At 40.5% G+C, this 25,581-nt stretch carries 33 protein-coding genes; 30 read left to right on the top strand and 3 right to left on the bottom strand.

The features are described from left to right. The first annotated feature begins 124 nt into the window (after positions 1–124). The 6 genes from ACIFPW_RS12260 to ACIFPW_RS12235 all read left to right on the top strand — a co-directional run bounded on the left by ACIFPW_RS12260 (position 125) and on the right by ACIFPW_RS12235 (position 4,847). Positions 125–964, top strand: coding sequence for an aldo/keto reductase (locus ACIFPW_RS12260; protein ID WP_430244567.1), 840 nt, complete (start codon positions 125–127; stop codon positions 962–964). A gap of 198 nt (positions 965–1,162) precedes the next feature. After that, positions 1,163–1,381: a DUF1659 domain-containing protein gene (locus ACIFPW_RS12255; protein ID WP_194220615.1), complete on the top strand. Its 219-nt coding sequence runs from the start codon at positions 1,163–1,165 to the stop codon at positions 1,379–1,381. Between the two features lie 38 nt (positions 1,382–1,419). Then, positions 1,420–1,638 carry a DUF2922 domain-containing protein gene (locus tag ACIFPW_RS12250; protein ID WP_194220616.1) on the top strand — a complete coding sequence of 73 codons (219 nt, stop codon included), beginning with the start codon at positions 1,420–1,422 and terminating at the stop codon, positions 1,636–1,638. A 70-nt stretch (positions 1,639–1,708) separates the two neighbouring features. Then, positions 1,709–1,870, top strand: coding sequence for a YvrJ family protein (locus ACIFPW_RS12245; RefSeq protein WP_226616646.1), 162 nt, complete (start codon positions 1,709–1,711; stop codon positions 1,868–1,870). Positions 1,871–2,075: 205 nt separating this feature from the next. After that, positions 2,076–2,207: a hypothetical protein gene (locus ACIFPW_RS12240; protein ID WP_273833864.1), complete on the top strand. Its 132-nt coding sequence runs from the start codon at positions 2,076–2,078 to the stop codon at positions 2,205–2,207. 1,728 nt (positions 2,208–3,935) lie between these two features. Then, positions 3,936–4,847: a zinc-dependent metalloprotease gene (locus tag ACIFPW_RS12235; RefSeq protein ID WP_430244563.1), complete on the top strand. Its 912-nt coding sequence runs from the start codon at positions 3,936–3,938 to the stop codon at positions 4,845–4,847. A 102-nt stretch (positions 4,848–4,949) separates the two neighbouring features. Here the strand turns inward: ACIFPW_RS12235 and ACIFPW_RS12230 are convergent, their stop codons facing one another. Then, a complete protein-coding gene (locus tag ACIFPW_RS12230) occupies positions 4,950–5,849 on the bottom strand; it encodes an ArsR/SmtB family transcription factor (protein WP_430244560.1) in 900 nt (299 codons plus the stop codon). A 147-nt stretch (positions 5,850–5,996) separates the two neighbouring features. Here ACIFPW_RS12230 and ACIFPW_RS12225 point away from each other — a divergent pair, with 147 nt between their 5' ends. The 15 genes from ACIFPW_RS12225 (at position 5,997) to ACIFPW_RS12155 (ending at position 14,885) form a co-directional block, all read left to right on the top strand. Beyond that, on the top strand, positions 5,997–6,923 hold the full coding sequence (locus tag ACIFPW_RS12225) for a DUF3089 domain-containing protein (RefSeq protein ID WP_430244557.1): 927 nt from the start codon (positions 5,997–5,999) through the stop codon (positions 6,921–6,923). Positions 6,924–7,042: 119 nt separating this feature from the next. Further along, the gene (locus tag ACIFPW_RS12220) at positions 7,043–7,249 is read left to right on the top strand and encodes a hypothetical protein (protein WP_194220621.1); all 207 of its coding nucleotides are present in this window, start codon (positions 7,043–7,045) and stop codon (positions 7,247–7,249) included. A 104-nt stretch (positions 7,250–7,353) separates the two neighbouring features. Then, positions 7,354–7,485, top strand: a complete 132-nt coding sequence (locus tag ACIFPW_RS12215; RefSeq protein WP_430244555.1) for a hypothetical protein — start codon at positions 7,354–7,356, stop codon at positions 7,483–7,485. Positions 7,486–7,503: 18 nt separating this feature from the next. Continuing rightward, on the top strand, positions 7,504–7,758 hold the full coding sequence (locus tag ACIFPW_RS12210; protein ID WP_430244553.1) for a hypothetical protein: 255 nt from the start codon (positions 7,504–7,506) through the stop codon (positions 7,756–7,758). 239 nt (positions 7,759–7,997) lie between these two features. After that, the gene (locus ACIFPW_RS12205) at positions 7,998–8,513 is read left to right on the top strand and encodes a DinB family protein (protein ID WP_430244550.1); all 516 of its coding nucleotides are present in this window, start codon (positions 7,998–8,000) and stop codon (positions 8,511–8,513) included. A 107-nt stretch (positions 8,514–8,620) separates the two neighbouring features. Then, positions 8,621–8,845 carry a hypothetical protein gene (locus tag ACIFPW_RS12200; RefSeq protein WP_430244547.1) on the top strand — a complete coding sequence of 75 codons (225 nt, stop codon included), beginning with the start codon at positions 8,621–8,623 and terminating at the stop codon, positions 8,843–8,845. 34 nt (positions 8,846–8,879) lie between these two features. Next, positions 8,880–9,047: a hypothetical protein gene (locus ACIFPW_RS12195; protein ID WP_430244545.1), complete on the top strand. Its 168-nt coding sequence runs from the start codon at positions 8,880–8,882 to the stop codon at positions 9,045–9,047. 20 nt (positions 9,048–9,067) lie between these two features. Beyond that, a complete protein-coding gene (locus ACIFPW_RS12190; RefSeq protein ID WP_430244543.1) occupies positions 9,068–9,436 on the top strand; it encodes a hypothetical protein in 369 nt (122 codons plus the stop codon). After that, entirely contained in the window at positions 9,433–9,765 is a 333-nt protein-coding gene (locus tag ACIFPW_RS12185; RefSeq protein WP_430244535.1) for a hypothetical protein, read from the top strand. Before ACIFPW_RS12190 ends, ACIFPW_RS12185 begins: the two co-directional genes overlap by 4 nt. Before the next feature lie 39 nt (positions 9,766–9,804). Beyond that, positions 9,805–10,020 carry a hypothetical protein gene (locus ACIFPW_RS12180; RefSeq protein ID WP_430244532.1) on the top strand — a complete coding sequence of 72 codons (216 nt, stop codon included), beginning with the start codon at positions 9,805–9,807 and terminating at the stop codon, positions 10,018–10,020. Positions 10,021–10,043: 23 nt separating this feature from the next. Beyond that, positions 10,044–10,217 carry a hypothetical protein gene (locus ACIFPW_RS12175; protein WP_194220631.1) on the top strand — a complete coding sequence of 58 codons (174 nt, stop codon included), beginning with the start codon at positions 10,044–10,046 and terminating at the stop codon, positions 10,215–10,217. A gap of 21 nt (positions 10,218–10,238) precedes the next feature. Beyond that, positions 10,239–10,529 carry a hypothetical protein gene (locus tag ACIFPW_RS12170; protein ID WP_430244530.1) on the top strand — a complete coding sequence of 97 codons (291 nt, stop codon included), beginning with the start codon at positions 10,239–10,241 and terminating at the stop codon, positions 10,527–10,529. 140 nt (positions 10,530–10,669) lie between these two features. Then, positions 10,670–11,527 (top strand): SDR family oxidoreductase, encoded by an 858-nt coding sequence (locus tag ACIFPW_RS12165; RefSeq protein ID WP_430244528.1) that lies wholly within the window; start codon positions 10,670–10,672, stop codon positions 11,525–11,527. A gap of 298 nt (positions 11,528–11,825) precedes the next feature. After that, positions 11,826–13,535, top strand: coding sequence for an ABC transporter ATP-binding protein (locus ACIFPW_RS12160; protein ID WP_430244525.1), 1,710 nt, complete (start codon positions 11,826–11,828; stop codon positions 13,533–13,535). 141 nt (positions 13,536–13,676) lie between these two features. After that, entirely contained in the window at positions 13,677–14,885 is a 1,209-nt protein-coding gene (locus ACIFPW_RS12155) for a Bcr/CflA family efflux MFS transporter (protein WP_430244522.1), read from the top strand. A 51-nt stretch (positions 14,886–14,936) separates the two neighbouring features. Here the strand turns inward: ACIFPW_RS12155 and ACIFPW_RS12150 are convergent, their stop codons facing one another. Next, positions 14,937–16,112 (bottom strand): hypothetical protein, encoded by a 1,176-nt coding sequence (locus tag ACIFPW_RS12150; protein WP_430244519.1) that lies wholly within the window; start codon positions 16,110–16,112, stop codon positions 14,937–14,939. 171 nt (positions 16,113–16,283) lie between these two features. Here ACIFPW_RS12150 and ACIFPW_RS12145 point away from each other — a divergent pair, with 171 nt between their 5' ends. Continuing rightward, entirely contained in the window at positions 16,284–16,631 is a 348-nt protein-coding gene (locus ACIFPW_RS12145; protein WP_430244516.1) for a hypothetical protein, read from the top strand. 101 nt (positions 16,632–16,732) lie between these two features. Here the strand turns inward: ACIFPW_RS12145 and ACIFPW_RS12140 are convergent, their stop codons facing one another. Then, entirely contained in the window at positions 16,733–17,113 is a 381-nt protein-coding gene (locus ACIFPW_RS12140; protein WP_430244515.1) for a carbonic anhydrase, read from the bottom strand. Positions 17,114–17,536: 423 nt separating this feature from the next. On the opposite strand from ACIFPW_RS12140, the gene ACIFPW_RS12135 reads away from it, so the two are divergent. From ACIFPW_RS12135 to ACIFPW_RS12100, 8 genes are all read left to right on the top strand, one after another. Continuing rightward, complete coding sequence (locus ACIFPW_RS12135) at positions 17,537–20,728, top strand: SNF2 helicase associated domain-containing protein (protein WP_430244513.1); 3,192 nt, start codon at positions 17,537–17,539, stop codon at positions 20,726–20,728. 191 nt (positions 20,729–20,919) lie between these two features. Continuing rightward, complete coding sequence (locus tag ACIFPW_RS12130) at positions 20,920–21,771, top strand: dimethylarginine dimethylaminohydrolase family protein (protein ID WP_430244510.1); 852 nt, start codon at positions 20,920–20,922, stop codon at positions 21,769–21,771. A 60-nt stretch (positions 21,772–21,831) separates the two neighbouring features. Then, the gene (locus tag ACIFPW_RS12125; protein ID WP_430244507.1) at positions 21,832–22,566 is read left to right on the top strand and encodes a YqcI/YcgG family protein; all 735 of its coding nucleotides are present in this window, start codon (positions 21,832–21,834) and stop codon (positions 22,564–22,566) included. 554 nt (positions 22,567–23,120) lie between these two features. Next, on the top strand, positions 23,121–23,690 hold the full coding sequence (locus ACIFPW_RS12120; RefSeq protein WP_430244505.1) for a GNAT family N-acetyltransferase: 570 nt from the start codon (positions 23,121–23,123) through the stop codon (positions 23,688–23,690). A 41-nt stretch (positions 23,691–23,731) separates the two neighbouring features. Further along, positions 23,732–24,124 carry a DUF4181 domain-containing protein gene (locus tag ACIFPW_RS12115; RefSeq protein WP_430244669.1) on the top strand — a complete coding sequence of 131 codons (393 nt, stop codon included), beginning with the start codon at positions 23,732–23,734 and terminating at the stop codon, positions 24,122–24,124. Positions 24,125–24,172: 48 nt separating this feature from the next. After that, positions 24,173–24,583: a hypothetical protein gene (locus tag ACIFPW_RS12110; protein ID WP_430244502.1), complete on the top strand. Its 411-nt coding sequence runs from the start codon at positions 24,173–24,175 to the stop codon at positions 24,581–24,583. Between the two features lie 391 nt (positions 24,584–24,974). Further along, entirely contained in the window at positions 24,975–25,163 is a 189-nt protein-coding gene (locus ACIFPW_RS12105; RefSeq protein ID WP_430244500.1) for a hypothetical protein, read from the top strand. A 79-nt stretch (positions 25,164–25,242) separates the two neighbouring features. After that, complete coding sequence (locus ACIFPW_RS12100; RefSeq protein ID WP_430244498.1) at positions 25,243–25,446, top strand: hypothetical protein; 204 nt, start codon at positions 25,243–25,245, stop codon at positions 25,444–25,446. Positions 25,447–25,581 lie beyond the last annotated feature (135 nt).

Genomic DNA, 25,581 nt, shown 5'->3' with positions numbered 1-25,581 from the left:
TAACGGGTGGTGACAGGCACCCTCCACTTCTAAAATGCGTTTAACGTGATTTTCTCGATGAGAAGATTTAAAATTACATTTACGGGTAAACCAATGAATGGAGTATTGAAAGGAGTTATTTATAATGTCTGTTCAAACAAAAACACTAAACAACAATATTGAAATGCCGGAACTAGGTTACGGCGTATTTAGAGTAGAGGAAGGCCAAGAATTAGTCGAATCAGTGAAGACGGCTATTAAGAAAGGCTACCGCAGCATTGATACAGCAGCGATCTACGGCAACGAGGAAAGTGTAGGTCGCGGTGTGAATCAGGCGATTGAAGAAGGTCTCGTAACAAGAGATGAGCTCTTTATTACTTCGAAAGTATGGAACGACGGGCTATCTTACGATGAAACGATTCAAGCTTATGAAACAAGCCTATCTAAGCTAGGTCTTGAGTATTTAGATCTTTACCTCATTCACTGGCCAGGAGATAACAAATACCAGGAGCCTTGGAAAGCACTTGAGACGCTATACAAAGAAAAGCGTGTTCGTTCAATTGGTGTTAGTAACTTCCACGTGAATCATCTTGAAGATCTTCGTAAAAACTTCGAGATTACACCGGTGATTAACCAAATCGAATTCCACCCTCGTCTGACACAGCTAGAAGTCAGAACGTATTGCGAAGAGCACAACATTCAAGTGGAAGCATGGTCTCCGCTAATGGCTGGTGAGTTGTTAAACAATGAAACAATCTCAGGTATTGCTGAGAAGTACAACAAGTCTGTAGCGCAAGTCATTCTTCGCTGGGATCTGCAACATAACGTGATTACAATTCCAAAATCAATGAACGAGAAGCGCATCGAAGCGAACATCGATCTCTTTGATTTTGAACTCACTTCAGAGGAAATGAAGCAGCTTGATGCATTGAATGACAATGCTCGTAGCGGCCCACACCCTGATGAATTTGATTTTAAAATGTAATAGCGATGATAAAAGAAGGACCGCATTTTTGATGCGGTCCTTTTGTTTGGACGTATTCACAGATTCCTAATAGCATCTTTTAACGAAGCCGGTCCCATTGTGGGGTCGGCTTTTTCTCGTTCTAGAAAATTTTATTTCCTCCCAATGTCCCTTTTTCCACTTTCCAAACGATATATAAGGTGAAAGGAGGTGATCGACATGGCAACATCATCCCTCATGGATACGCAGCTTCGCATGGTTCTTGAAGTAGGCGTTGATGAAAACGGCAAATCCATTTTCCGCAGCAAGAATTTCAACAACGTGAAAACATCCGCTACGCCTGATGCGCTTTTTGCAGTCGCATTGGCACTAGCACCGCTTCAACAGCACAATTTGTTCGCGGTTGAGCGCAATGATTCATCTGATCTTCAATCGTAAGCCGTCACCAATAAAGGTAAGAAAGGAGGGAACCCCAAATGGCTAAAACACTAGAACTTCAATTCAACACGCGTGACAACAAACCGTTTTCCATCACTCTAAGTGATCCAGTCGAGCCCGTAAATCCAGCTGCAATCGCAGCGGCGATGGATACGCTTATTACGCAGAACTGTTTTACAACGAGCGGAGGCGATCTTGTTTCGAAAAAAGGCGCTCGCATCGTTGAACGTAATGAGAACGACATTATCATCGGTTAAGTAATTCAGAGGAAGGGCAATTGTCCTTCCTTTTTAGTAAGTCTATTAAACGAACGAGGAGGGGGAAGGAATGGAGTCCTGGATGTCTCTTATTAGCGATGTAGGCTTTCCCGTTGTGGTGACGCTTTATTTGCTGCACCGCATTGAACAGAAGCTCGATACACTCAACGATACGATTCTGCAGCTGCCAGATCACTTAAACGCTCGAAGTTCGAATCAACAGACAGGGTGATGTATTGCACAGGAGAGAAGGTGAATGCCTCTCTCCCATTTTTCCTATTACATAATGGCGCGACCCAACTCCATACAGAACAGCGGCTTCCCAATCTCTTTTTAAAATCCAGGGATGGTGAGGTTTCTTAAAGTGCGCCGCTGATCAGAACGTGGAACGCCTACCACACGTTCGAAAACAAAACTTGTCAGGTGAGCTGATGCCGATGCAGAAAATTCAGCGTTCTCAAAGATACACAGTTCCCGGTTTCTGTGGTGAGAAGCTATGGCGCGAACGGCCTTTAACGGTTCGGGTAGGTAACCAGGCGTACTACGGTACGGTAGCAGCGCGAAGATGACGCACATTGGGCTGGTTTAATGTGTAGAAAGCGCGCTGTTGAAGAAATTCAAGCGTTCAAATCGGGTGATACGGTGGAAACCTCAGAAGGTCTCAGTATACTTCAGTAGTAATGAGCGGCTACTTTTACAGCGCTGATGCTTCTTGTCGGCGCTGTAAAGGTAGTCATTCTCTGTCCAATGTTTCCTATCTGATCTAGTGCCTTCAGTGGTTGAAGAGCCTAAAAGATATGAAAGATAAATAGAGAAGAAAGGTGATAGGGAAGCAGGGGGAAGCGGATCAGAGTTTGACGTTAGGTGAAAAAAGAAAATGGCTACCTCTTATTTTGATAGCGGTGTATTAGTCGGTAATATTCATCAGCTGAAGTTCATTGCACTTATTTAGCATCAATTGGGAAGTATCATGGGCCAGGACGGGAATATCTTCATATAGATAGTGGGTTATGTACACATTGTGTTTATCATGGAGGTGTTTTCCGTAATTACCTATATTAATGAATGGTACATTTAAGAGTGTCTATATGTTTCATCTGTTTCGAGGGACGATTAAAATCTTACACTTGAGAGCAAAGGGATGGAAGAAGATTTTAGAGCAAACACATTATCAGTAATTCTAGTAGTTGTATCCAGGTTTTCCTGAATGACTTCTTACAAAAGTAGTTCTCGTTTGAGTATGATATTTACTTGAAAGTAGTTTGGAGGAAAGTTAGGAGGGGCAATGAAAATATGGATATAACCTTAAATAATGAAAGAAAGATCCCTTCTTTCGGAGGGATCTCTTTTCATTTCAGTACACTCGACAAAATCTATAACCATTCGAGTGGTTTTGGGTGGTGACAGGCACTATTCTCAAGGAGTTTAAATTGTTGTAATAATGGTTGCTGTAGCACCATCTTGTAATGCTTCTCCGCTACTATGTGTTACTCTTACTGATAAAAGATCACATTGATTAATTGATAAATTACCAATTGCGGTAGCACAGCAATTAGGTGTATTTGCATTATTTGGTCCCATAACTGTTGCGATTATTCCAGTAGGGGTAGAAGTGAATCCACAATCAGAACTTTTATAAATTTCAGCTGTTACACTTTCATTTGCAGTTAATATCTCATCACGAATACTAAAGACTAATCCAGTGATAAGACCGCTAAATGGAACGACTACAGTTGTTTCTTCAAAGTTAAGATCAGCTGTCCCAACTCCAATAAAGTGTCCGCTCGGTACTGTTTCTGCAGCTAAATAAATCGTGTTTAAGCTAGGCCCTGTAGGTCCAGGAGGTCCAGGAGGCCCGGGAGGACAGATGCATTTGCAACAGTCACACTTTCTACATTTACAATGTTTTTTATATGTTGAGCTCCCTTTGCATTCATGATTACAAATAAGGGAACAACATTTCGGGCATCTTATGCTATCTATTTTTAATCACCTCTTTCATTCATAGATGAAATAGTATATGAGTTTTTAGAGGGAAATGATATAAAGACAAGCTAAATTGGGGGAGTCATTCTAATTATTTTGCTTCATTTTCTGGAACTTGAGTGAACCTTTGAGATGAAAAAATGAATGATGATCCTCTTAATAAATGTCAGTGTTAAGTTTTTGTTAAGAAAAACCGTTCTTTTTTCCCCTGGAAAATATCGGTTGATTTCTATCTATTGGCCCCCGCGAAGTGTCGAACCCATGTGATAGATTAGGAGATGTGTTAAAAATACTTCTCAGGGGGAACACGTATGAAACGTAAAGGACTTGTAGCATTGACGCTTGCATTATCAATCGCTATCGTACCAGGATTCGGGGAAACAAGTGCAAAAACAGCAGAGCTAGATTCACAGGGGTCAGAGGTTACGATCGGTCATGAACTTCCCAAAGCCAAAACAAAAGGGAAAGAGAAGTTTGATCGTCCAGCTGAAGTGGAGAGTTCTTCAGTAGCGGATGTTTTGGATGAAAAAGGTAAGAAAATCGGAGAAAAGAAAATCAAGAAAAATGCGGATGAAAAAGCAGACAAACAAAACAAAAAGAATACTAAAAAACAGGTTAATGAAGAAGGCGAATTGTGTATTCTATTATGCGGTAACGGAGGATCAACTGGAGGTTCAGGCGGAACCACAACACCAACTGCAACTGGCGCTAGCGTAGTGACCGTATTGATTGCTGCGGATGAAGAGTATCGTGCTGCACATAGCGACTGGCAAACTCTCACGCAAAACATTGTTGAGAACGCGGATAATGGGTTTACACGTGATCATAACATTGATTTTGAGATCAAAGCTCTTGGTGAGTGGACTTCTGAAGGGGCAAATGCATCTGAAATTCTTCAGGACATGGACAAGGACTGGAATGGAAATGGATACGACTTTGTAGTGGGCTTCACGAGAGATGCTAATTTCAATTCAGGCGGTATTGCTTATGTTTATCCGAACTCTCCTTATGGTAGTGCAGTATCAGTTAACCTCGATCAGGGCGCAACGAATACATGGCACGCGGCTCAGCACGAATTCTCTCATAACTATGGACTAAGTCACGATGCTCAAGGCAGTGGGATTAAATGCATTATGAACTATGACTATTCTTATAGTGTTGATTATTGGGACGAAGATCATGATAAGTTAATAGAAGCACATAAAGGTTGGTATGGAAATTAATACATATCAGTAGCAATAGGTGAGAGCGCTCAAACGATTCGTTTGAGCGCTCTTTTCATTTAAAAGGCGTAGATTAGCCGAATTATCAGGTGGTGACAGGCACTATTTAAGAAACTGATCCACCTTCTTACGTAACTCTTCTGCGATTTCTATGTTTGTGCTGTAATAAAATGTGTTCCGCTTATCCCTGACGTGAATATTCAATAATCCAGCCCCTCTTAAAATGGAAAGATGATGATGGATATTCCCTTTCGCCATGCCAAATTCCGAAACGATATTGGTGAAAGTAGTGGGTTCGTGAGATAAAAATTTCATTATCTTTAATCGTTTTTCATCCCCGAGCGCTTTCGTTAAACGAAGAACTTCAGTTAGTTCATCTTTCGCATCTTTAATAGGATAAGTGATGTATAGCGTATCTTTCAAATGATCGATAAACGACATAGGTTGAAGGTGAATCGCAGGAATCAAACAAACGCTTTTCACACTAGGCGTTTCAATGATGTAACGACTAGCTTCCAAAATAACATCCTCTTGCGATTGATTCTTAAGCTTATGTTCCTTCTCTTTTGCGTCACGATTTAATCGATCAGAAATATCGCAATCTAGGAGTTGAAAATATTGCTCATTCCAGGCTTTTAACAACGTGAGTGATCGGTCTCTTTGTGATGCTAGATCAGAAGGAAGTGTTCGATCAACGTCTAATAAAGGAGCAATTCGTTCAAAGAGCTCACCGCCAGATAGATTCCCTAACCATTCAAAGAAGAGGTCGATTTTGTCTTTGTATCGTGATTGTTCAATTAATAAAACTAATAAGTCTTCAAAGAACATGTTCTCTTTTGAAGCAATCAAATAATGTAACTCAGGGGAAATGAACAATTCAATATCCTTAGGCCACTTTGCGCCAAGATCTAAATATTTCATTAACGTTTGCCTTTTATATAATGAAATGCTTAATAAGAGTTCATAAACAGGTGAAGAAAGTGTTCTAACTTGCAGTGTCATAGGTGCCCCTCCATATCTTTCTTTTTTTCATATCTTACCATACGATGTTCTTAATTAGAATAATCAAAATATTAATTATCTATTCATTGACTTAATATAGTAGTTCAATTAGTATTGAACTAATTAAGCTATTGGGAGGTATTTACAATGAGGTTTGCTGATCTACAAAATCGGGTGATAGAACTTGCTGATAGTAAAGAAAACGAAGAAGCTTTGCGTGTTATGGAAGAAGCGAAAGAAATGTTTCCTCATAAAAGAGATCGGTTGGGTCATTGGAAAGCGAATATTTATGTAATGGAAGGAAAGCACGAAGAAGGTGTTGCTGAACTAAAAGAAGTTCTCAAACATGGACTGTGGTGGAACCCAGAAATTCTAACATCTGATCCAGAGTTGAGCCCCTTGCAAGCCTACCCAGAATTTAAGTCTATCGTAAGTCAATGTCATTCGATCTTTGAAAACACAAAAGCATCTGCACATGCGGAGTTAACCATTCAGGGGCATTCTGAAGCGGATACGGTCATTTTCCCTTTGCACTGGAAAGGCTCTAATGCAAAAGACTTTGCGGAGCAGTGGTCTGATGAGAAACTCGTCATCAAGTACTTGATGGGATTTCCTCAATCTTCTCAACTTTTCAGCTACCAATGTTATTCATGGGATGATGAAGCGGTTGCTTATAATGATGTAAAAAAGACGTATTATGAATTTACTAAACGGGTTGATGTGTCAGATAAAAAACGAATACTAGCCGGTGCATCTCAAGGAGGAAGTATCACAACTCAAATGAGCTTAAGTAATGATATGGAAGAATTTAATTTATTTATTGCTGTTGCACCAGCTTTCGATCTCCATTCACTAAAAGAAATCTTGCAAAATCAGCTGAACCCTCATGCAAGAGGCTGCATCATTACAGGAGATCAAGATCCTTTCTATGAAAATGCATTGGAAGCTGCTCAACTTTTTGAAGCTTATCAGATCCCTTGCAAACTAATTGTAAATGAAGGCATCGGGCATGAATGGCCGAATGAATTTCCCAATGTGTTAGAAGAGGCGATTTGTTTTGTAACGAGGCAGTAAGGAGGTTGCTCAAAAATGACTTATACAATTATTGTTTATATGGAAAATGAAACCAAATGAAAATGAAATCGTACAAGTAGTATAGAAAGTCATTGATCATCGAAAAAGGAGTGGGGGAAATGGAGTCTAGAAAACATCTATTATCGGAACCTTATTGGATGATAAATACACTGGGTCTCATGCTTTTTATACTTGTAGGTATGCTCTTAATTTTGAATGACAATCTCATTGCTTTCACGATCGTAGCAGTTTGCTATGGATTTGCTATGTTTATCGGTAACTCGTTGTATCGCTCATATCGAAAGCGAAAGCAAAATAATGCTTAAATGATTTTACGAGACTCATAGTGAAATTTCCATGAGCAGCTAGACAAGCCAGGGACAGGCATGGAATGAATTCTCTACTCTCACAAAAAGGTGTTTGTTACGTAATGAAAAAAAGCTGGATCATTTCCACTACGATCACCATCGCACTCATTTTTCTCTTAATGATTTCATCGTCTAAAAATATTCTAGAAGAATTAAAGATCGGGCTAGATTTGCAGGGGGATTTGAAGTTCTAGAACGAAAGGGCGAAATAAATGAAAAGCATAGCCTTTAAACCTATTATGATTCCATTAAGCATGATCGGAATTATCGCAATGATGCTTTCAATTGGACTAATTTATTCTCTTTTTTCAATTAGTGAAGTATTTCTGTATGTGATTGCGATTGTGTTTCTAATCGTTGTGATAGGTGACATAAGGACATCATCATCAAAAGGAAAAGGATCACAGTTTCCACTAAAGTATATTTTGATCGGGATAGCCTTTTTACTAGTAAGCTTTCTCTCTTGATTTTGAGAGGAAGCTTTATTTCTATTTTTATAATGAAAAAAGATGAGATATTGCCCAACATGTAACTCCGTAATTAGTTCAAATGTCATGTGAATTTCTATGATTTGAGAGCAAATTCACTATAAAAGTATAGGTTTAGTTCACCGTTGAAAAGGAATAAAGAGTAGAAGATAGAAGCAATAGTTTGAGACGGTCGAGTGACGGACAGAAGTCACTTTAAGATAACAGGAGGAAATGCAATGAACGTACTAAAAGAGCAATATGATTTAGTTAAACACACGCGTAAAGTTCTCTTTCATTTCTGTGAGCAAATCAATCAGGAGGATTATTTAAAAGAAGTAGATGGATACGGATGGGGTTCGATTCGTAATTTACACGTTCATATCGCAGAGTGCTATGAAAGCTGGTTAGGTCGCTTTGCTTTGGAAATGCAAGAGCCAATCGTAGAAGTGAGCGATGTAACGGATGTAAATGAAATGAGAACCGTGTTTGAGCTTGTTGATCAGCTCGTCTATCGTTTTCTAGAAGAATACGACGAGCGATTTGATGAGAAAATAAGTCGCAAGGTATCATGGCAAGAAGAGGAAGAAGAGCTGTCTCCGCTATGGTTAATGACGCATACAATCACGCATGAGTTTCATCACAAAGGGCAGATCGTAACACTTGCTCGAGCTCTCGGTTACGAACCGACGGACACCGATCTCTTAACGCCATCTGACATCAACCGTTATTTGGACTATCCTGAGCAAGGATGATTTCTCATAAGGATAATAGAAGCGACGACTCGTAAAGGGCTACAGCCCTATGAGTCGTCGTTTTTTTATTTTTCTCAATGTAAATCACCTTAATAATGAGAAAATGAGTGAAACAGAATCATTGGAAAAATGGTAAAATTAAGGTGGGGATCGAGGGGGATGTTATGAAATTCATGTTGGCCGGCTTTTTAGGCTTATTCGGAATGATTTTACTTGGATTATCCTTTGAGAGTTTTGGCGAAGTGGGGAATATGTTACTCAAGTTTATTGCCATCATAAGTGTAGTGGCTAGTGTTCGTATTGCGATGAATAAAAAAAGTATGCGTAAGTAGCTATTTCATACTACTAGAGAGGTGGGGTTTTCCGATGGGAGATATTCTCTTTCAACTTGTAGCATTTCTTTTCATGTTTGGCGTTCTGGGTGGGATTGTCTTCATCGTTGTGAGTTTCAGAAAGAGAAACTCAAAGCTTGATCGATTAGAACATAAGGTTGATCGGCTGCTTGAGAAAGACAAATCTCAGTCTGATAGATAGAAAGGGAGAGGAGTATGGTTTTGGCAAAAGCGATAGAGGGTTTGTTCCTTTTTTCTATTACAATGTTATTGATCTATGATTATTTTCCAGATATGAGTTTACAAGAAACCTTTCCTTCATCCATTCTACTCCTGCTTTTGTTTGGGGCCGTTGTTGCATCATTTCTTTTCAAACGCTTGAGAGAATATACAGTAAAAGAGTTATTTCAGTCTCAGCTGTTTATGATCGTCTATTTGCTGTTTCTACTAGCTGTTTTGAAATTAGCCGGGGGTGAATCGACTTTAGGCATTTCATTTAGTAATCTCGGTGTTTGGGCTATCGTCATCATCTCACTTCTTCAGTTAGTCGTTCTGTGGAAGAAGTTAAAAAGGGAGAGAGAATTTCAGTGAGCCGAATAGCTCAATTAAAAGTATTTTCATTGTTGTTGGTGTTATATAGCGTGATGTGTCTCATTCTATGTCCGATCCTATTCTTTAACGGCATGTTTCTGATGAATGATGGGGTGGTTTATAGTAAAGGTGTGGAGAGTAGCCTGCTGGTAAAACTTTATCTTTTATTAATGCTACCGAACGCTGCGATCCTGTTGGTTATTCATAAACGTTATGGTAAGTCACAGCAAATCCGTGTCATGAATCTTGTTTTCTTCATAGTTGTAACCTTAACATTCGGCTATTTTTCATTAAACTTTCCGTTTGATTACATTCAGCAGTTTGATTAATAAGCAATCAGTATGAAAAAGATCAATAGGAGGAGATCGATGAAAAGAGTTCAGATCATCATTGCGATTCCTTCCTGCTTTTTATTGTTATTCTCCCTTCTAACCAGCTATAAAGCGGGATTAATCATCGCGATGGCTGGTATTTTTGTTGGGCTTATCCTAAGGCAAGTTCGGCTGTGGAAATATAGAGCGATTCTCGACCATCCGAGTCGACGGTATAGTAGCGAGGAGAGCTTCGGTGATTCAGAAGAATAGAGCGTTCAGCTGGAGGTGAGAACATGAGTCAAGTGCAAGGAGTGATGTTGGGACTTGTCATAGGCATTGCGTTAGCGATTGGATTTGCCCTTGGGCAAGAGTGGACGGATAACACGGTTATCAGTATCGTCATCGCTTTAATCGCTGGACTCCTCGCTCGAGTAGTGGGGAAGAATTTGATCAAGAAAATGAAATAAGTGAACTTGGAGCGAAGGGAGATGGAAATGAAGGTAAATCATCAGGGGAAGAAACTGCGCAAGATATTAATGGGACTCATTTATGCCGCTCTTTTTATTGGAGCTATTCAATTTTTGTTTGATTCAGATCCATTTAATGATTATATAGGCTGGGGTTTTTTACTAACGTTTTGGTTTATTCGATTGCTTCTTACTGGATTAAAAAACATAGCGGATGGGCGAAAAAATCTTGCGATGTTTAATATCGGTTTGTCTATTATTGCTGGTATCGCCGTCGCTGCCACATGGATAACTTATTTCTTCGGTATTTAGACTATAGCAACTATTGTCTAATCCATTTTTACTCTTTTTGATTTGGATTCGCTTACAAAAGTTTACACTTTTTCCTTCCGTGGTATTTCATTAAAACAGCATAAAAACTCACTTAATGAAGAGAGAAGGAGAGAGATCACGTGAACAATCAAAATGGACAACCAAAACAAACGCAGCCTGAACAGCCTGGTATTGAATCTGAAATGACGCCAATGCCGGATCAACCCCATGATTACATAGGCAGTCACAAATTGGATCAAAAAGTAGCGCTCATTACTGGCGGTGACAGTGGAATCGGTCGCGCGGTTGCGATTGCTTATGCGAAAGAAGGCGCGAACGTTGCGATTAACTATCTTGAGAAGGAACAGAGCGATGCCAATGAGACGAAGAAGTTTGTTGAGAAGGAAGGCGTCAAATGTCTGTTGATTCCGGGGGATGTCTCGGAAGAAAAAGAATGCAAGGATTTAATCGATAAGACGCTCGACCACTTTGGTAAGCTTGATATTCTCGTCAATAACGCGGCGATTCAGTATCCAACGGAAAGCATTGAACACATTTCCTATGAGCAGTGGGATCAAACGTTTAAAACAAATGTCTATTCTGTTTTTAACATGACGAAGTACGCAGTGCCACACTTGCAAAAAGGAAGCTCGATTATTAACACGACTTCCATTAATCCTTATACAGGAAATAAGGTGTTAATTGACTATACGTCAACAAAAGGTGCGATCGTGGCGTTCACGCGCAGTATGGCGGCGAGCCTTGTAGACAAAGGCATCCGTGTGAATATGGTGGCACCAGGGCCGATCTGGACACCGCTCATTCCATCTACATTTGACGAAGATTCCGTTGCAGAATTCGGAACGGATAATCCGATGGGACGCCCAGGTCAGCCGTCTGAACTGTTCGGTCCATACGTTTTACTAGCATCTGATGACGGTTCTTACATGACAGGCCAGTGCATTCACGTAAACGGTGGGGACTATATGTCTTCCTAATGCGTGTAGACGGCCCGGCGTTAGGCCGGAAGCTCCGTTTATTGGCCAAAAATGAAATATATTGGCCAAACTGAGATTATATTGGCCAAATTCGAGATATATTGGCTAAAATCACAATTTATTGGCCAAACCGCCTTAACCAAGAAAAGCCGCACACTCATGGATCAGCATTCATGAGGATGCGGCTTTTTTAAGCGAATAAAAGATTGTATTCAGTCTGTTAAAACTCTATAATTGATAATGGATCTCAATTGTGAAAAGTTTCATTGATTCGATCAAGTTATAGGGAGGTTTTTCTTTGCTCAAACGCTTCTTTTCTTATTACCGGCCATACAAATGGCTATTTATTCTTGATTTCGTATCCGCCATCATCGTCGGAGTGTTGGAGCTTGCTTTTCCACTTGCGGTGAACCAGGTAATCGATCGGTTACTTCCTGAGGGGAATTGGGGCATCATTCTTCTCGCGTGTGCAGGATTGCTCCTCATTTACTTAATAAATACAGGCCTGCATTTTATCGTCACCTACTGGGGACATAAGCTCGGGATTAACATTGAAACAGATATGCGTCAGAAGCTGTTTACGCATATGCAAAAGCTATCATTTGGTTACTATGATAATAGTAAAACGGGTCACAGCATCTCAAGACTTACAAAAGATCTCGAAGAAATTGGCGAGGTAGCACATCACGGCCCAGAGGATGTATTTGTGGCGCTTATGACGCTGCTTGGTTCATTTGGATTAATGCTGATGATTAACTGGAAGCTTGCCGTTCTTTCCTTTATCGTTATTCCACTTCTTATTATTCTAGCCATTTACTTTAATAAAAAGATGACGAAAACGTTCAGGCGCATGTTTCAAGATGTCGCTGAAATTAATTCCCGTGTAGAAGATAGCATCGGAGGGATTCGCGTCGTTCAGGCATTCGCGAATGAACACCATGAACAGGAGAAGTTCCGTCAAAACAATGAGAGTTACCGTTCAACTAAGCTTCAATCGTATAAAATCATGGCGCAGAACGTTATGTCGAACTATTTGTTAATGAGAGTCGTTACGCTATTTACGCTGCTGTTCGGTACCTTTTTCGTTATCTCAGGGGAGCTCACGTATGGTGAATTCGTTGCGTTTATTTTATTATCAAATATTCTCATCGGGCCGATTCAGAAAATTAATGCCGTTATTGAAAGCTATCCGAAAGGGATTGCCGGATTTAAGCGTTATACCGAAATCATTGATACTGATCCAGACATTCAGGATTCGGAAGATGCGATTGAAATAGCGCTTAGCGGAGAGATTCGCTATCAAGATGTCTCGTTTGGCTATGAGGGCTATGCGCCTGTATTAAATAAAATCAACTTATCTATACAGCCTGGGGAGACGGTTGCGTTTGTTGGCCCGTCTGGAGCTGGCAAAACAACGCTTTGTAGTTTGCTGCCTCGCTTTTATGAAATTCAGAGTGGTGCGATAACGATTAATGGGATCGATGTGAGAGAATTGAAGCTTTCCTCTCTTCGAAGTCAGATTGGAATCGTGCAGCAGGATGTGTTCCTGTTCTCGGGAACGTTTCGCGAGAACATCGCTTATGGAAATCTTTTAGCTGGAGATGAAGAAATTCTAGAAGCAGCGCGGAAAGCAAAGCTAGATGAGTTTATATATAGTCAGCCAGACGGGTTGGATACGGTGATTGGTGAAAGAGGTGTGAAGCTTTCTGGTGGGCAGAAACAGAGGCTTGCGATCGCGCGTATGTTCTTGAAAAACCCACCGATTCTTATTTTAGATGAAGCGACGTCTGCCCTCGACACAGAAACGGAAGTAGCGATTCAAAAGTCACTGGAAGAACTAACGGAAGGGCGCACGACGCTTGTGATTGCCCATCGTCTTGCAACAATTAAGAATGCTGATCGGATTATGGTTGTGACGAAGGATGGGATTGCAGAGCAAGGAAACCATGCGGAGCTTATCGAATCAAGCGGTATATACAGCCGTCTGCATAAAGCCCAGTTTGGGTGATGAATGAAACGATTCCTATGATACGTAGGGATCGTTTTTCTTTTCCAAATCGGGGTCTTATCAATTGTAATGAATATGCTCGTTTGCTAAAATCTATTGGACTACTAACTGATGCATTGTGCAAGAAAGGTGTTAACATTCATGCTTCATAACCCAACAGGAAAAGAACGGTTTGGTCTTGCGTTACTGCTTGGGATGCTCGGCATTATGGGTCCATTAAATATTGATATGTACCTTCCGAGTTTTCCAGGAATAGCGAGTGATTTAAATGCGAGCGCATCGCTCGTACAGCTTAGTTTAACCACCTGTCTCATTGGACTAGCAGTTGGACAAATTGTGATTGGCCCATATAGTGATGGACAAGGAAGGCGTAAGCCATTATTGATATTTATTTTCTTATTTGCCTTATTTTCAATTCTTTGTGCGGTCGCACCTAACATTATTACGCTTGTGATTGCTCGTTTCCTTCAGGGCTTTACAGCTTCAGCGGGAGTTGTGCTCTCACGTGCTGTCGTTCGTGATGTTTTTAGCGGGAGAGAATTAACAAAATTCTTCGCTCTTCTTATGGTTATCAATGCGACAGCGCCAATGATCGCGCCCATTGCGGGAGGGGCGATTTTACTATTGCCGTTTGCGACTTGGAACACGATCTTCTATTTCCTTGGAATTCTTGGACTCATTATCGTGACGGTTATCGGTTTCCGACTACCAGAAACGTTACCGCCTGAGAAACGGCTGCCAAGCACGGTGAAGCAATCAGTGCGAACGATGGGAAGTCTGCTTAAGGACCGCTCCTTTATCGGATATGCGTTAACGATTGGATTTGTTCACGGTGGTAGCTTTGCATACGTATCTGGCACTCCATTCGTTTATCAAGGTATTTATAACGTTTCACCTCAAGCCTTCAGTATTCTGTTTGGAATTAACGGACTTGCGATTATTTCTGGGAGCTTCATGATTGGCAGGTTAAGTGCTTATTTTCATGAAAGAAGTCTTCTTCGTACGGCGGTTATTACAGCAGTCACGGCTACATCGTTTCTTCTTCTCATGACGATTATTGAAGGGCCACTTGCAACGCTCGTCATCCCGATCTTTATTTACATGACAGCTATGGGAATGGTACTTACAAGTACTTTCACGCTTGCGATGGAAAAGCAGGGCCACCGCGCCGGAAGTGCAAGTGCGGTATTAGGCATGCTGCCGCTGTTATTCGGTTCGATGGTGTCACCGCTTGTTGGAATTGATGAATCAACTGCGGTTCCAATGGGAGCGATTTTGTTCACAACGTCTTCAATTGGTGCGATCATCTTTTTTACCTTAACAAAGAAGAATAACGTAGAAGCAAAATGACCCTCCAATTCGGAGGGTCATTTTTTGAATTAGTATCTTCATTTTCTCTACTTAAGTATTCTCTTCTTCCTTCGAGTCATTCGCAGTCTTATATCGCTGCTGCTGTCGGTATCCGTATGTTGAGGAAAGAACTACTTCTTCATCTTCAAGGGCGGATCCAAGTGCCCCGATAATAATCGAGATGCTCGTAGCTGTCCACGTAATGTAGAAATAATTATCGTATCCAACAGAACCTGATAATTGCGATTCCAGCAGTCCCATCGGAATGAAAGCTATTACCGCTACGGCGAACATAAAAAATAGAATAATATAATAGAAACTAACCGTCACAAGCAGTGTTAGGATCGTTGCTACATTATAGAGGTTTCGAAGATATTTCGCTCGATCCTGCCTAGGTTTTTCCCATAGATTATGAGCTAGGACAAGCCAGCCAACCATTAAGAACGAGGAGACAATCATAAGCATAAACATTCTCCATAAACCGTAACTGTTACTTAACTGCCAGAGGGTAGGAAACACGAGAGCATAGGAGCCAGTCGCAAAAGCAAAAATAATTACCTTTTTAAAAGCGGGGAAGATCGCCCACGGTCGGTTTGCTCTTACCATTCCAGTTAAGATGCGAATGGCCCCACTTAACCGCGACTTTACGATATATCTCACATCAATAGATGTTTCTTCTCCAGGCCTTACACGTTTAATAGGAGAAAACCGTTCGAATCCCCCTTTTTTAAAGAGCCTCTTCGACCCTTTTTCCTTCAAGTATTCGTATTCTTCATTTTCTTTAGCTTGTAATCGTCTTTGCGCTTTTTCTCGATCTTCCTCTGGGCTACCATAGTACATTTCGTTGACTAATTGTAGAATAGATTGCCTGATTCTTTTTACCATAGGGGTTGATCCTAATCCTGGAAGACTGATAATGGCTACTTTTTTATTTGTAGAAGCTTCTGCCAAAATCGGTTTTCTATCTTGAAAGAATGGTAAGTCTGTTAAACAAACGATGTAGTCCCAATCTTCTTCTTCCTTTCTCTTATAACCTGCTTCTAGAACTTCTTCAGGTTTTTCAGTGACTCCTGTGAGAGGATCAACGGTTGAATCTACATGCCATTCACACTCATCTTCTACGTAATAGCGAAGGAGCTTAGGCAATTCGCTACTTAATTGTTTACTTAGCTTTTCTGGATATCCAGGTGGGGTAACTAATCCAACCGACATCTTAGCTTGACTCACTTTTTCTTCCTCCCACTCCAATTTTATGTAACTATCTAGAAGAATGAATTCCCTATTTTATCAGAGTAAAACTGTTTCTTAACTGAATGTCGTAAGTTTACCATTTATCATTGAAATGGTTCCTTATATTTGAAATGATAGTAGGGAATAAATGGAATGAGGAGTGTGCTTGTGAGTAGTACCGTCGATTCAATTGTTACACTAAGCCTGATATACGGCTTTCCTATGATTGCGGTCATAATCAGGTATAAGAAGATGAATGCGAAAGAAAAAAGAGAAGTTCGCGAAAGTTTTGGCACACTAGAGTTTTTGTGCACTGGTGGCTTTCTCATAATTGGAGCGTTTCTATTATCAGTTGGCAATGTTTTTGAGTTTTTCATTGCAAAAGTAATGGGGCTCGTCTTTATTGTCCCTGGTGCGATCTTAATGACGATTAGAGTTTGGAAAAGAAGCAAAATGCGAAGTATCATCTTCTTTCTTTTCTTTAGTGTGATGATCTTTCTAGGAACGTGGTTTTAAAGTATTTGAAGCGAGAAACAATAAATGTTGGTGTTCTTAGTAAGGCAATTTGCTTCTACATACGTTGGGCCATCTCCTACAGCTGGAGACGGCCCTTTATTTTATTCACAAACAACCTCTACCCGGCCATACTCATCCACCCAGAGACCAATGACCCAAACTGGAAATCCCCATGATTTAACAACTTGGGTGGAAGCAGCGATATCTGCAAAGTGTTGGCGCTTGCTTACGGGATTGGCAGCACAGTCGCAATGACCAACGACCGCAATAACCTGAGAAGCATGAGCAGTGAGTGAAATAAGCGAGTTTTCTCTAATGCGCTCGATGTCACATCGTGGACCATGAGACAATACGCGATCCATACCTGGCTCTGTAATAAGATCAACGTAATCAAGACAATATTGTGCTTTTAGCCACTGTGTGACAGGGATTTGTGTTCGTCCATCTATGCAGTTCAATGCCGTTCCGAATCGTTTCTCCATGTTACACCTGTCTTTCATGCGCAATTCTTTCATTGCCAAATTGTATTATTAAGGGCGGTGGAAGGTGCTCTGGCTGTGGTGAAAGCCATAACCAGGATGGTAAGTTGTTTGCCCGTGATGGTAACCATAGCCAGGATAATAACTTCCGTGTCCGTGATGATAGCCGTAGCCGGGATTGTAACTGCCATGGCCATGATGATACCCGTAACCAGGATAGTAGCTTCCATGTCCGTGGTGATAATATGGTCGATACACGATCGTTTCCCCCTTAATTAGTTGTACGATAGTGTATGAGAACAAGAATATGATCGTATAGGCATTGGACCGTAAGTGCCTGTGACATATGCTAAAATGGAACTAGAAAACGAATGGATAAGATAGAAGCGACCATCACGTTATTTATTTATGAAGGATCGGGATAACATGGATATTCAACTAAACAAAAATCGAATCAAAGAAATGTGTGGGGAGCTGTCTTTCAAAAAAGGGGAGGCTTATTACCGTTCAAATAAAGTATCCTTTCAAAGTGATCAATCTGATCAATGTGAGGCCACCGTTCATGGAACAGAAGATTTTTTCGTATCGGTAATCAAGGATCAAGATGGCCAGCTTCAAACGGAATGCAGCTGCCCTTCCCTTGCAACTTTCCAAAAAGACTGTCAGCACATTGCGGCTGTCCTCATTGCGATCCAACAGCTTCAGCAAGAACAAGAGGAAAACAAGACTCATAATAGAGAGCTTACAGAAGACTTTATGATGCTGTTTACGAAGGATGGTTCTAAAAAGAGTGGCCATCAACGCTATTTTGAAAAAAGAAAGATGCTTGATGCGGTATTTACATGTAAACCTGTTTCGCTAAACGATCAGGATGTGCTTGGGATAGAAGTAGCGATTGAACAAACAAAAGTGCCTGGCATTCGCGACTTTCTTTCTCATGTGAAACAGGGGAAGCCTAGTGAAATATCAACGCACTTTATATATGAAACAAATCTTCACTGTTTTTCAATTGAAGCAGATGCGATCCTTCATCACCTTATTCGAGTCGCTAGTGATGAGGAGGCCTTTCTAGAATCAGCGCCATACACATCCACCGATCACGCGTCGAGAGACACGTTGATCATCTCGCCATCTTCGTGGATCAGCCTGATCCCTTTGTTAACAAAGGCGCCAGACGTTAAGCTCCAGCATAACGGTCGTTTCTTTGAGCGTCTCAACGTGATCGACGGCTCACCACCGATCCGGTTTATCGTAGATGAGTCGGATGCGGACAGTTGCCAAGTCACGATTAAAGGACTCGAACGCATGACCATTTTGAATGCGTATGAATCGATCATCTATCATGGAACGGTCTTTCAATTAGAAGAGAGAGATTTTCATCGAATCGTTGAATTGAAGCAGATGCTCCCGTCACCCGGGACAAACTTTATTCCCATTCCTTACACACAGATTGATCATTTTCTTGAAAAAGTTGTACCTGATTTGAAACGAATGGGAAATGTAGAACTTTCGAGAGCCTTCCGTGAAAAATTTATGAAAACACCGTTAAAGGCGAGGCTTTACTTAGATCGCATTAGAAATCGTCTGCTAGCAGGGCTTGAATTTCAGTATGAAGAAGTAGTGATTCAGCCGTTAGAGAATCGCGATGTGCCGGGTTCAACCATCATTCGCGATGTTGAGAAGGAAGAAGAAATTCTTGCGATGATGGAAGAAAGCGGATTTTCAAAAACGGACGGTGGCTATTTGATGCAAAATGAAGAGCTTGAATATGAATTTCTCTATCATACCGTTCCAAAGCTTCAATCGCTGCTTCAGTTATATGCGACGACTGCTGTTCGAAATCGTCTTGTTCAAAAACCAACTTATCCTAAAATCAACGTGAAGGTGAAGAAGCGAGAACGAACAAACTGGTTAGAATTTAAATTTGAAATGGATGGCATATCCGACAATCAAATTAAAGAAATCCTAGCTGCATTAGAAGAAAAGCGGAAATATTATCGTCTTAGAAGTGGATCACTCTTATCGCTCGAAACGAAAGAAATGGAGGACATTCACAGCTTTTTAACGACCGTTCCCCCTCAAGAACAACTGGAGCCGTATTTTTCGTTGCCCGTTACGAAAGGCGCAAATCTGATGGATTCGATCGAGCAGAAGAACATTTTTCAAGCAGACCAATCGTTTCGCGAATTCCTCGATTCAATGCGGCATCCGAGTAAATTAGAATTTGAAGTACCGCCCCAATTAGAAGGGGTTTTACGTGATTATCAAATTCAAGGATATGAGTGGATGAAAACACTTGCGAGCTATGGATTTGGCGGGGTACTCGCAGATGATATGGGACTTGGGAAAACCTTGCAGAGCATCACCTTTATCGTATCTGAGCTTACAGCCATTCGTGAACAGAAAAAGCCTGTTCTTATCGTCTGTCCATCATCCCTTACGTATAACTGGTACAATGAAATGAAAAAATTTGCTCCAGAGCTTCAAACGCTGATCATGGACGGCGATCTATCGACACGCGAAAAGCTTCAGCAAACGGTCGAAGGAATGGACGTTATCATCACGTCTTATCCGTTACTTCATCGCGATGTGAAATGGTATGAAACGAAATCCTTCCACACCGTCTTTTTTGATGAAGCACAGGCTTTCAAAAACCCTTCAACTCAAACCGCCCGGGCGGTAAAGAAAATCAACGCCGATCATCGCTTTGGACTCACGGGTACGCCTGTTGAAAATGCGATTGAAGAGCTCTGGTCGATTTATCACGTTGTTTTCCCTGACCTTTTCAAGGGGATAAAAGCTTACGGTAACTTAACGAAAAAAACGATCGCGAGAAGAGTACGACCGTTCTTACTTCGAAGAATGAAAGAGGATGTTTTAGCAGAGCTACCGGATAAGCTCGAATCTCTAGAGTTAACAGATTTATTACCAGAGCAAAAGAAGCTATACGCCGCTTTCCTTGCGAAGTTAAAAACCGATACGCTCAAACACCTTGATCGAGATACGATTAGCAAGAATCGCATCAAAATTTTAGCTGGCTTAACAAGACTGCGCCAAATTTGTTGTCACCCCGCCTTGTTCGTTGATGGATATAAGGGGAGCTCTGCTAAATTCGAGCAGCTGCTTCAAATTGTCGAAGAATCAAGGCGTTCTGGTCGGAGAATATTAATTTTCTCTCAGTTTACGAAAATGCTTCAAATCATTGGGAGGGAGCTAGCCGCTCGTGGACAAAACTTTTTCTATCTTGATGGGGAGACGCCATCTATGGAAAGAGTGGAGAAGTGCAATCGGTTTAACAACGGCGAACGAGATGTTTTTTTGATTTCTTTAAAAGCTGGTGGCACAGGACTGAACCTAACTGGAGCGGATACGGTTGTGCTTTACGATCTTTGGTGGAATCCAGCCGTTGAAGAGCAAGCGGCAGATCGTACGCACCGTATTGGCCAGGAGAAAGTTGTCAACGTCATGAAGCTAGTAGCCCGCGGCACGATAGAAGAAAAGATGAACGACCTTCAGGAGAAAAAACGCGAGCTCATCGGGGAGATCATTGATTCAGACGAAAAGGCCAATACAAACTTAACGGAAGAAGATATACGAGAAATATTGATGGATGCATAAATAAAATAAAGGTAACATGCTAAATCCTCGCGTACGATGCGGGGATTTTTTTAATAAGATGAGGAATGAAAAATCTACCAATTGGCAACGCGTTCAAATTCAAAAAAGCATTCATTGTATTTTCATTATCCAGGTTTTAGGTTGGTTGTGATAGGGAAGAAAGACGTAAATGCAAGATGGAGGTAAGGGACATGAGCGAAGTAGCGATCAAACAAAGCATAAAGTGTAACACTGAATATACGAGTCTAAAAAAGGTATTAGTCGTAAAACCATCCTTTATGAAAATAACTGAAATTATAAATGAAACGCAAAAGCATTATGAAAGAAGTAACATTAACGTTCCTAAAGCATTACAGCAGCACAGTGAATTTGTTCACGTTCTTAAAGATCACGATGTTGATGTTCATGAACTTGAGGCAAACCCGGATCTTCCCGAGCAAGTCTTTACTCGGGACATCGGGTTTACCATTGGTCAAGAGCTATTCGTCGCTTCAATGAGTGAACAAGTTCGCCAGCAAGAAACGAATACATTGAAATCATGGCTGAAGAATCGTTCGATCACTTATCAAGAAGGATTGCCTCATTCAGTGGAAGGGGGCGATGTCGTTATTGATGGCTCGACCGTTTACGTTGGGAAAAGTGGACGAACGTCTAACTTAGCCATTCAAGAACTACAAAAGCGCCTACCTGATTATCAAATTGAACCGCTAACGTTAAAGGATGATATTCTTCATCTAGATTGTGTGTTCAACATCATTAGTGAAAAGGTTGCGCTCGTCTATCCGCACGCTTTTACTAGTGAGGATTTAAAGAAGTTAAATGCTCGTTTTCATTTGATTTACGTGTCAAAAGAAGAACAGTTTTATATGGGCCCAAATGTTCTTTCGATCGGTCAAGGTAAAGTCGTTAGCCTCTCGCAAAACACACGTTTAAATCGCGTATTGGAGTCTGAAGGCTTTACCGTCCTACCTGTTGATTTCTCTGAAATCATTAAATCGGGCGGTTCGTTTAGGTGCTGTACTCTTCCACTTCTACGAGGATAAGACCATGCCCAGTAGTGGAATGGTCTAAACGGTAATTTCTTATTAAAAGGAGAGAAACCAATGCTAAAGACAGAAAGTCGTTTCCTGTTAACAAAGGAAGATATTGAGAATCGAGAAGATCTTCCAGAATGGCTCTTAACAGAATATAAAACGTTCAGTGAGTTAGTTACAGATCCAACATTTCCTTGTTTTTTCGGTAGAACAGCTCAACTTAAAGGGGAGTTGCGCTATTCCTATATTGAACACAATGATTGGACCAACTTACCAGACGCGGTGGAAAGCTTTCTTAGCTTATTTCGTGAACCTACGAAAATAAGACATGGATTATTTATTTTTGTAGAGCCGGAAAGGAATGAAAAGTCGATTGACTACTATCGTTCTTACTTCTGGGACATTCTACAGTATCTACATAACCAGGATCGTTTTCCATGGCCAAGTGAAGCACCAAAGGATCCCGAGCACTTTTTATGGGATTTTCACTTCGCGGGAGAGCCGATCTTTACTTTTGGAAACGCACCTGCCTATAAACAACGCAAAACGCGTAACCTTGGCAACAGCCTGATCTTAGGATTTCAGCCTAGAACGATTTTTCAAGGATTGGAAGGAACCGAAAAAGGCGGGATCATGTCGCGTGACAAAGTGCGTGCGCGTGTAGAGAAATGGGATAACCTTCCGAAGCATCCGGATATTAGCCACTTCGGAGATCCTAACCATAATGAATGGAAACAGTCGTTTATCGGGGATGACATAGAGCCTATCGTCGGAAAATGCCCTTTCCTTCATAAAAATAGTTAAGTTGAAGTCTAGTTGAATATGAAATAAGTAACCTTAACGACACATGAGCCGGCTCATGTGTCGTTTTATTAATAACCTATCATTCTTTTGGAATCCCACGTGGAATAATATGTTAAAATGGTACAAATCCAGCGGTTTTAAGAAAAGAGATGTTAGTAATGTAAGGGTTACCATAGTAAGAACTGAATAAAAAGCTCCTGGAAATGGATTGACTATTTAACAGATTCATTTGGGAGGTACTCAGATGGAGGGTCAAAAGAAAGAGAAGAAGAGTTTCTTTAAAATTCAGAATGAGTATAGACGAAAAATAAGGAAGAAACAGGAAGAACCTTCACCGATAGCGGAAATGAAAAGCATCATACTAATCTTATTTACTTTGCTTTTTATGAAATTTTTATATTTATGGATGTAAGCAGAGTAATGAATCGAAACACAGCATTAAGATATGAATAGGTGTTCGATTGAATACGAAAATATGGATTTAATCAATGTTCTTTAAAAGAATGTGTTCCTGAAAAAATACGTTACATCGTCATAGAATGGGGGGCTAATTATTGAATTCTTTAAAAATACCACAGTTAGAAACGGAACGCTTGATTCTACGAAAAATCACCGAGGGTGATCTTCAAACTATTTATCAATACGGCTCCAATCCCAATGTATCACAGCATGTAAGCTGGGAAACGCATCAATCTATAGAGGATACGAAAGGCTTCGTTGAGATGATCCTTGAGGGTTATCGTCAAGAAACCAAAGCACTATGGGGCATGGAGCTAAAATCTTCTGGTCAGCTTGTCGGTACGATCGATTTTGTAACCATTGAGAGTAAACATCGAAAAGCAGAAATAGGCTATGTACTTGCTGAAGATTGTTGGGGTAAAGGATATATGACTGAAGCGGCTAAGCAAATCATAGCTTATGGATTTCATGTATTAGAATTAGAGCGAATTCAGGCCAGATGTTTTGTCGCGAACGAAGGATCGGCTAGAGTGATGGAAAAGGCGGGCATGACGTTTGAAGGCATTATGAGAAAAGCGATGTTTGCGAAGGGGAAGTTTCATGACTTAAAGATGTATTCGATTCTTTCGGATGAATTCAATCAAAGAGCAAAACGTCTCAAATAAATTCACTACAATAATTAATTTAATAGGCGAGGTGATTTCAGCTGAATGTCCCTACAATTGTAAGTCTTGTCATTCTATTTGCTGTATACATATGGGTTTGTGAGTATTATTTTAAAAGGCGCCTTGGTATTAAAGACCAAACGAAGTGGATGATGTCTAAGGATCGCAATAAAGTTGCCAAGGTCATTGATCTAGTATTAGTTGTTCTATTCATTTATTGTAATTTTGATTGGAATGTGGGACCTAATAGCGAAAACTATCCTGTTATGATGAAAATCAGCCCTATTTTTGCGTTGTTTTTTCTACACAATATGAATCAAGGAATCGAGGAACTTCTTAAAAATCGCTCTGGAAAATCGTATTACCATTATTGGTTAGGCTCTTTGATGAGCGTTCTATCTTTTTTGATTTTGTGTATAGATCAATATTCATAACCTATTCTCACTACATAATAAAATTAAATATGAAAAGTGGTGAACAAAGTGAAAGGCAAATGTCTCATTCTGTTAACAATTTTCTTGGCCTCTTGCTCTAATCCATCCTCATTATCAAATCTACCTGATGGGATTCTAGCTGGAACGAGCGAAAATTGGACTGTTCAATACGATCTCCGTGAAGAGAATGGAGAAGAGTTTAGAGGAATAATGCTAGAATATATTGGCGATGGTGAAATTCCTTCTACAAATATTACATATGCTTTTAGTGGTGAAACAGCTTACGATGTTGATTGGCAGAAAACCGGAGAAGTAGAAATGAATAACTCTAAGATCGAGATTGAAGATACATTAGGCTGTGCCTACCCCTGTGATGAGCTTCAGCTCGACAAGGGAATCCATACAGTCATCGAGTGGGACGGTCAAATGGAAGAGTTCGTTTTAAAAGGGAACAAGTAACGCCATTATAGAGACATGAAAAAAGGTTGAGCATTATACTCAGCCTTTTTGTTTACGGAAAAGCGAAACGATTCTAAGGTGAACTTCGTATAGTTAGTAAGGGAATACGGAACTTCTTTGTGAGAGGGAGAAGATGATAACAATCGAATTAAGAACAGGATCGCTAAAAGGATGTGAGAGTTGAATGGGGATGGGAGGTTTGTCGATTGCGGTAGTGGCGTTTCTATTCACCGTACTTGGCGCTTTAGTCGTCTTTTCTTTAATCAAATGGATTGTGAAAAAATAGTTGGCTCCATTCATGATCTTAGAGAATTCATTGAGCCAAACGTATGGAGTAGCGCTGATTGAGAAGTCGATCGGGAAGCAGTATTAACTGTATTGAGGTGATAACTTGAAGCGAATCTTCTTTTTTATCTTTGAAATTGCTGTGTTTGTTTTAATCCTCTGGTCAAATATTCAAGAAGGTATTAAGTTCGATGATTTTACTGGCGTCTTTGTAAATGTAGTTGGCATTGTAGGAGTATTTGTTTGTATAGGTGGGATTGTGAGTGAACTACGGAAAATAAGAACGAGCGAATGAAAGTATTCCTTCATTAATTTGTTAGTGCAATCATACATATCCAAACCATGTTTCAACTCTATCAAAAGGGGCGAATGGAATGATGTTTATAACGTTAACACGCTTAGGGAAAGTCAATTTTGCAGCATGTGTTTTCTTTATCATCGCTGGGGTTATTTTGTTAGCAATAAAGCTAATTGAAGGCAGTGCGAAAGAGGATCAATCGATGATCGTAGCCTCCATATCTCTAGGACTAGCGCTGTTTTTCTTATCACTTCTTTCTAGAAAGAACCAACAGGAATAAACCGATAAGAGAGGGCTAGGGAAAAGTTGAAAGATAGTTATGAATTCTATGTTCATGTTTTGTTACTTTAAGATTTGAGGGTGATGTAGTGGAAGCGTTTTTCCCGAAGGTCATCATAATGATGACGGTTGCTGG

Source organism: Pseudalkalibacillus sp. NRS-1564, assembly GCF_050467905.1.
Taxonomy (GTDB): domain Bacteria; phylum Bacillota; class Bacilli; order Bacillales; family Guptibacillaceae; genus Guptibacillus; species Guptibacillus hwajinpoensis_B.
This window is presented reverse-complemented; position numbering and strand designations above follow the sequence as displayed.

What these genes read in the sequence shown, in the direction of transcription:
- ACIFPW_RS12260 (WP_430244567.1), top strand. Translation starts at nt 125, where the DNA reads ATGTCTGTTCAAACAAAAACACTAAACAACAATATTGAAATGCCGGAA.
- ACIFPW_RS12255 (WP_194220615.1), top strand. Translation starts at nt 1,163, where the DNA reads ATGGCAACATCATCCCTCATGGATACGCAGCTTCGCATGGTTCTTGAA.
- ACIFPW_RS12250 (WP_194220616.1), top strand. Translation starts at nt 1,420, where the DNA reads ATGGCTAAAACACTAGAACTTCAATTCAACACGCGTGACAACAAACCG.
- ACIFPW_RS12245 (WP_226616646.1), top strand. Translation starts at nt 1,709, where the DNA reads ATGGAGTCCTGGATGTCTCTTATTAGCGATGTAGGCTTTCCCGTTGTG.
- ACIFPW_RS12240 (WP_273833864.1), top strand. Translation starts at nt 2,076, where the DNA reads ATGCAGAAAATTCAGCGTTCTCAAAGATACACAGTTCCCGGTTTCTGT.
- ACIFPW_RS12235 (WP_430244563.1), top strand. Translation starts at nt 3,936, where the DNA reads ATGAAACGTAAAGGACTTGTAGCATTGACGCTTGCATTATCAATCGCT.
- ACIFPW_RS12230 (WP_430244560.1), bottom strand. Translation starts at nt 5,849, where the DNA reads ATGACACTGCAAGTTAGAACACTTTCTTCACCTGTTTATGAACTCTTA.
- ACIFPW_RS12225 (WP_430244557.1), top strand. Translation starts at nt 5,997, where the DNA reads ATGAGGTTTGCTGATCTACAAAATCGGGTGATAGAACTTGCTGATAGT.
- ACIFPW_RS12220 (WP_194220621.1), top strand. Translation starts at nt 7,043, where the DNA reads ATGGAGTCTAGAAAACATCTATTATCGGAACCTTATTGGATGATAAAT.
- ACIFPW_RS12215 (WP_430244555.1), top strand. Translation starts at nt 7,354, where the DNA reads ATGAAAAAAAGCTGGATCATTTCCACTACGATCACCATCGCACTCATT.
- ACIFPW_RS12210 (WP_430244553.1), top strand. Translation starts at nt 7,504, where the DNA reads ATGAAAAGCATAGCCTTTAAACCTATTATGATTCCATTAAGCATGATC.
- ACIFPW_RS12205 (WP_430244550.1), top strand. Translation starts at nt 7,998, where the DNA reads ATGAACGTACTAAAAGAGCAATATGATTTAGTTAAACACACGCGTAAA.
- ACIFPW_RS12195 (WP_430244545.1), top strand. Translation starts at nt 8,880, where the DNA reads ATGGGAGATATTCTCTTTCAACTTGTAGCATTTCTTTTCATGTTTGGC.
- ACIFPW_RS12180 (WP_430244532.1), top strand. Translation starts at nt 9,805, where the DNA reads ATGAAAAGAGTTCAGATCATCATTGCGATTCCTTCCTGCTTTTTATTG.
- ACIFPW_RS12175 (WP_194220631.1), top strand. Translation starts at nt 10,044, where the DNA reads ATGAGTCAAGTGCAAGGAGTGATGTTGGGACTTGTCATAGGCATTGCG.
- ACIFPW_RS12170 (WP_430244530.1), top strand. Translation starts at nt 10,239, where the DNA reads ATGGAAATGAAGGTAAATCATCAGGGGAAGAAACTGCGCAAGATATTA.
- ACIFPW_RS12155 (WP_430244522.1), top strand. Translation starts at nt 13,677, where the DNA reads ATGCTTCATAACCCAACAGGAAAAGAACGGTTTGGTCTTGCGTTACTG.
- ACIFPW_RS12140 (WP_430244515.1), bottom strand. Translation starts at nt 17,113, where the DNA reads ATGGAGAAACGATTCGGAACGGCATTGAACTGCATAGATGGACGAACA.
- ACIFPW_RS12135 (WP_430244513.1), top strand. Translation starts at nt 17,537, where the DNA reads ATGGATATTCAACTAAACAAAAATCGAATCAAAGAAATGTGTGGGGAG.
- ACIFPW_RS12130 (WP_430244510.1), top strand. Translation starts at nt 20,920, where the DNA reads ATGAGCGAAGTAGCGATCAAACAAAGCATAAAGTGTAACACTGAATAT.
- ACIFPW_RS12125 (WP_430244507.1), top strand. Translation starts at nt 21,832, where the DNA reads ATGCTAAAGACAGAAAGTCGTTTCCTGTTAACAAAGGAAGATATTGAG.
- ACIFPW_RS12100 (WP_430244498.1), top strand. Translation starts at nt 25,243, where the DNA reads ATGATGTTTATAACGTTAACACGCTTAGGGAAAGTCAATTTTGCAGCA.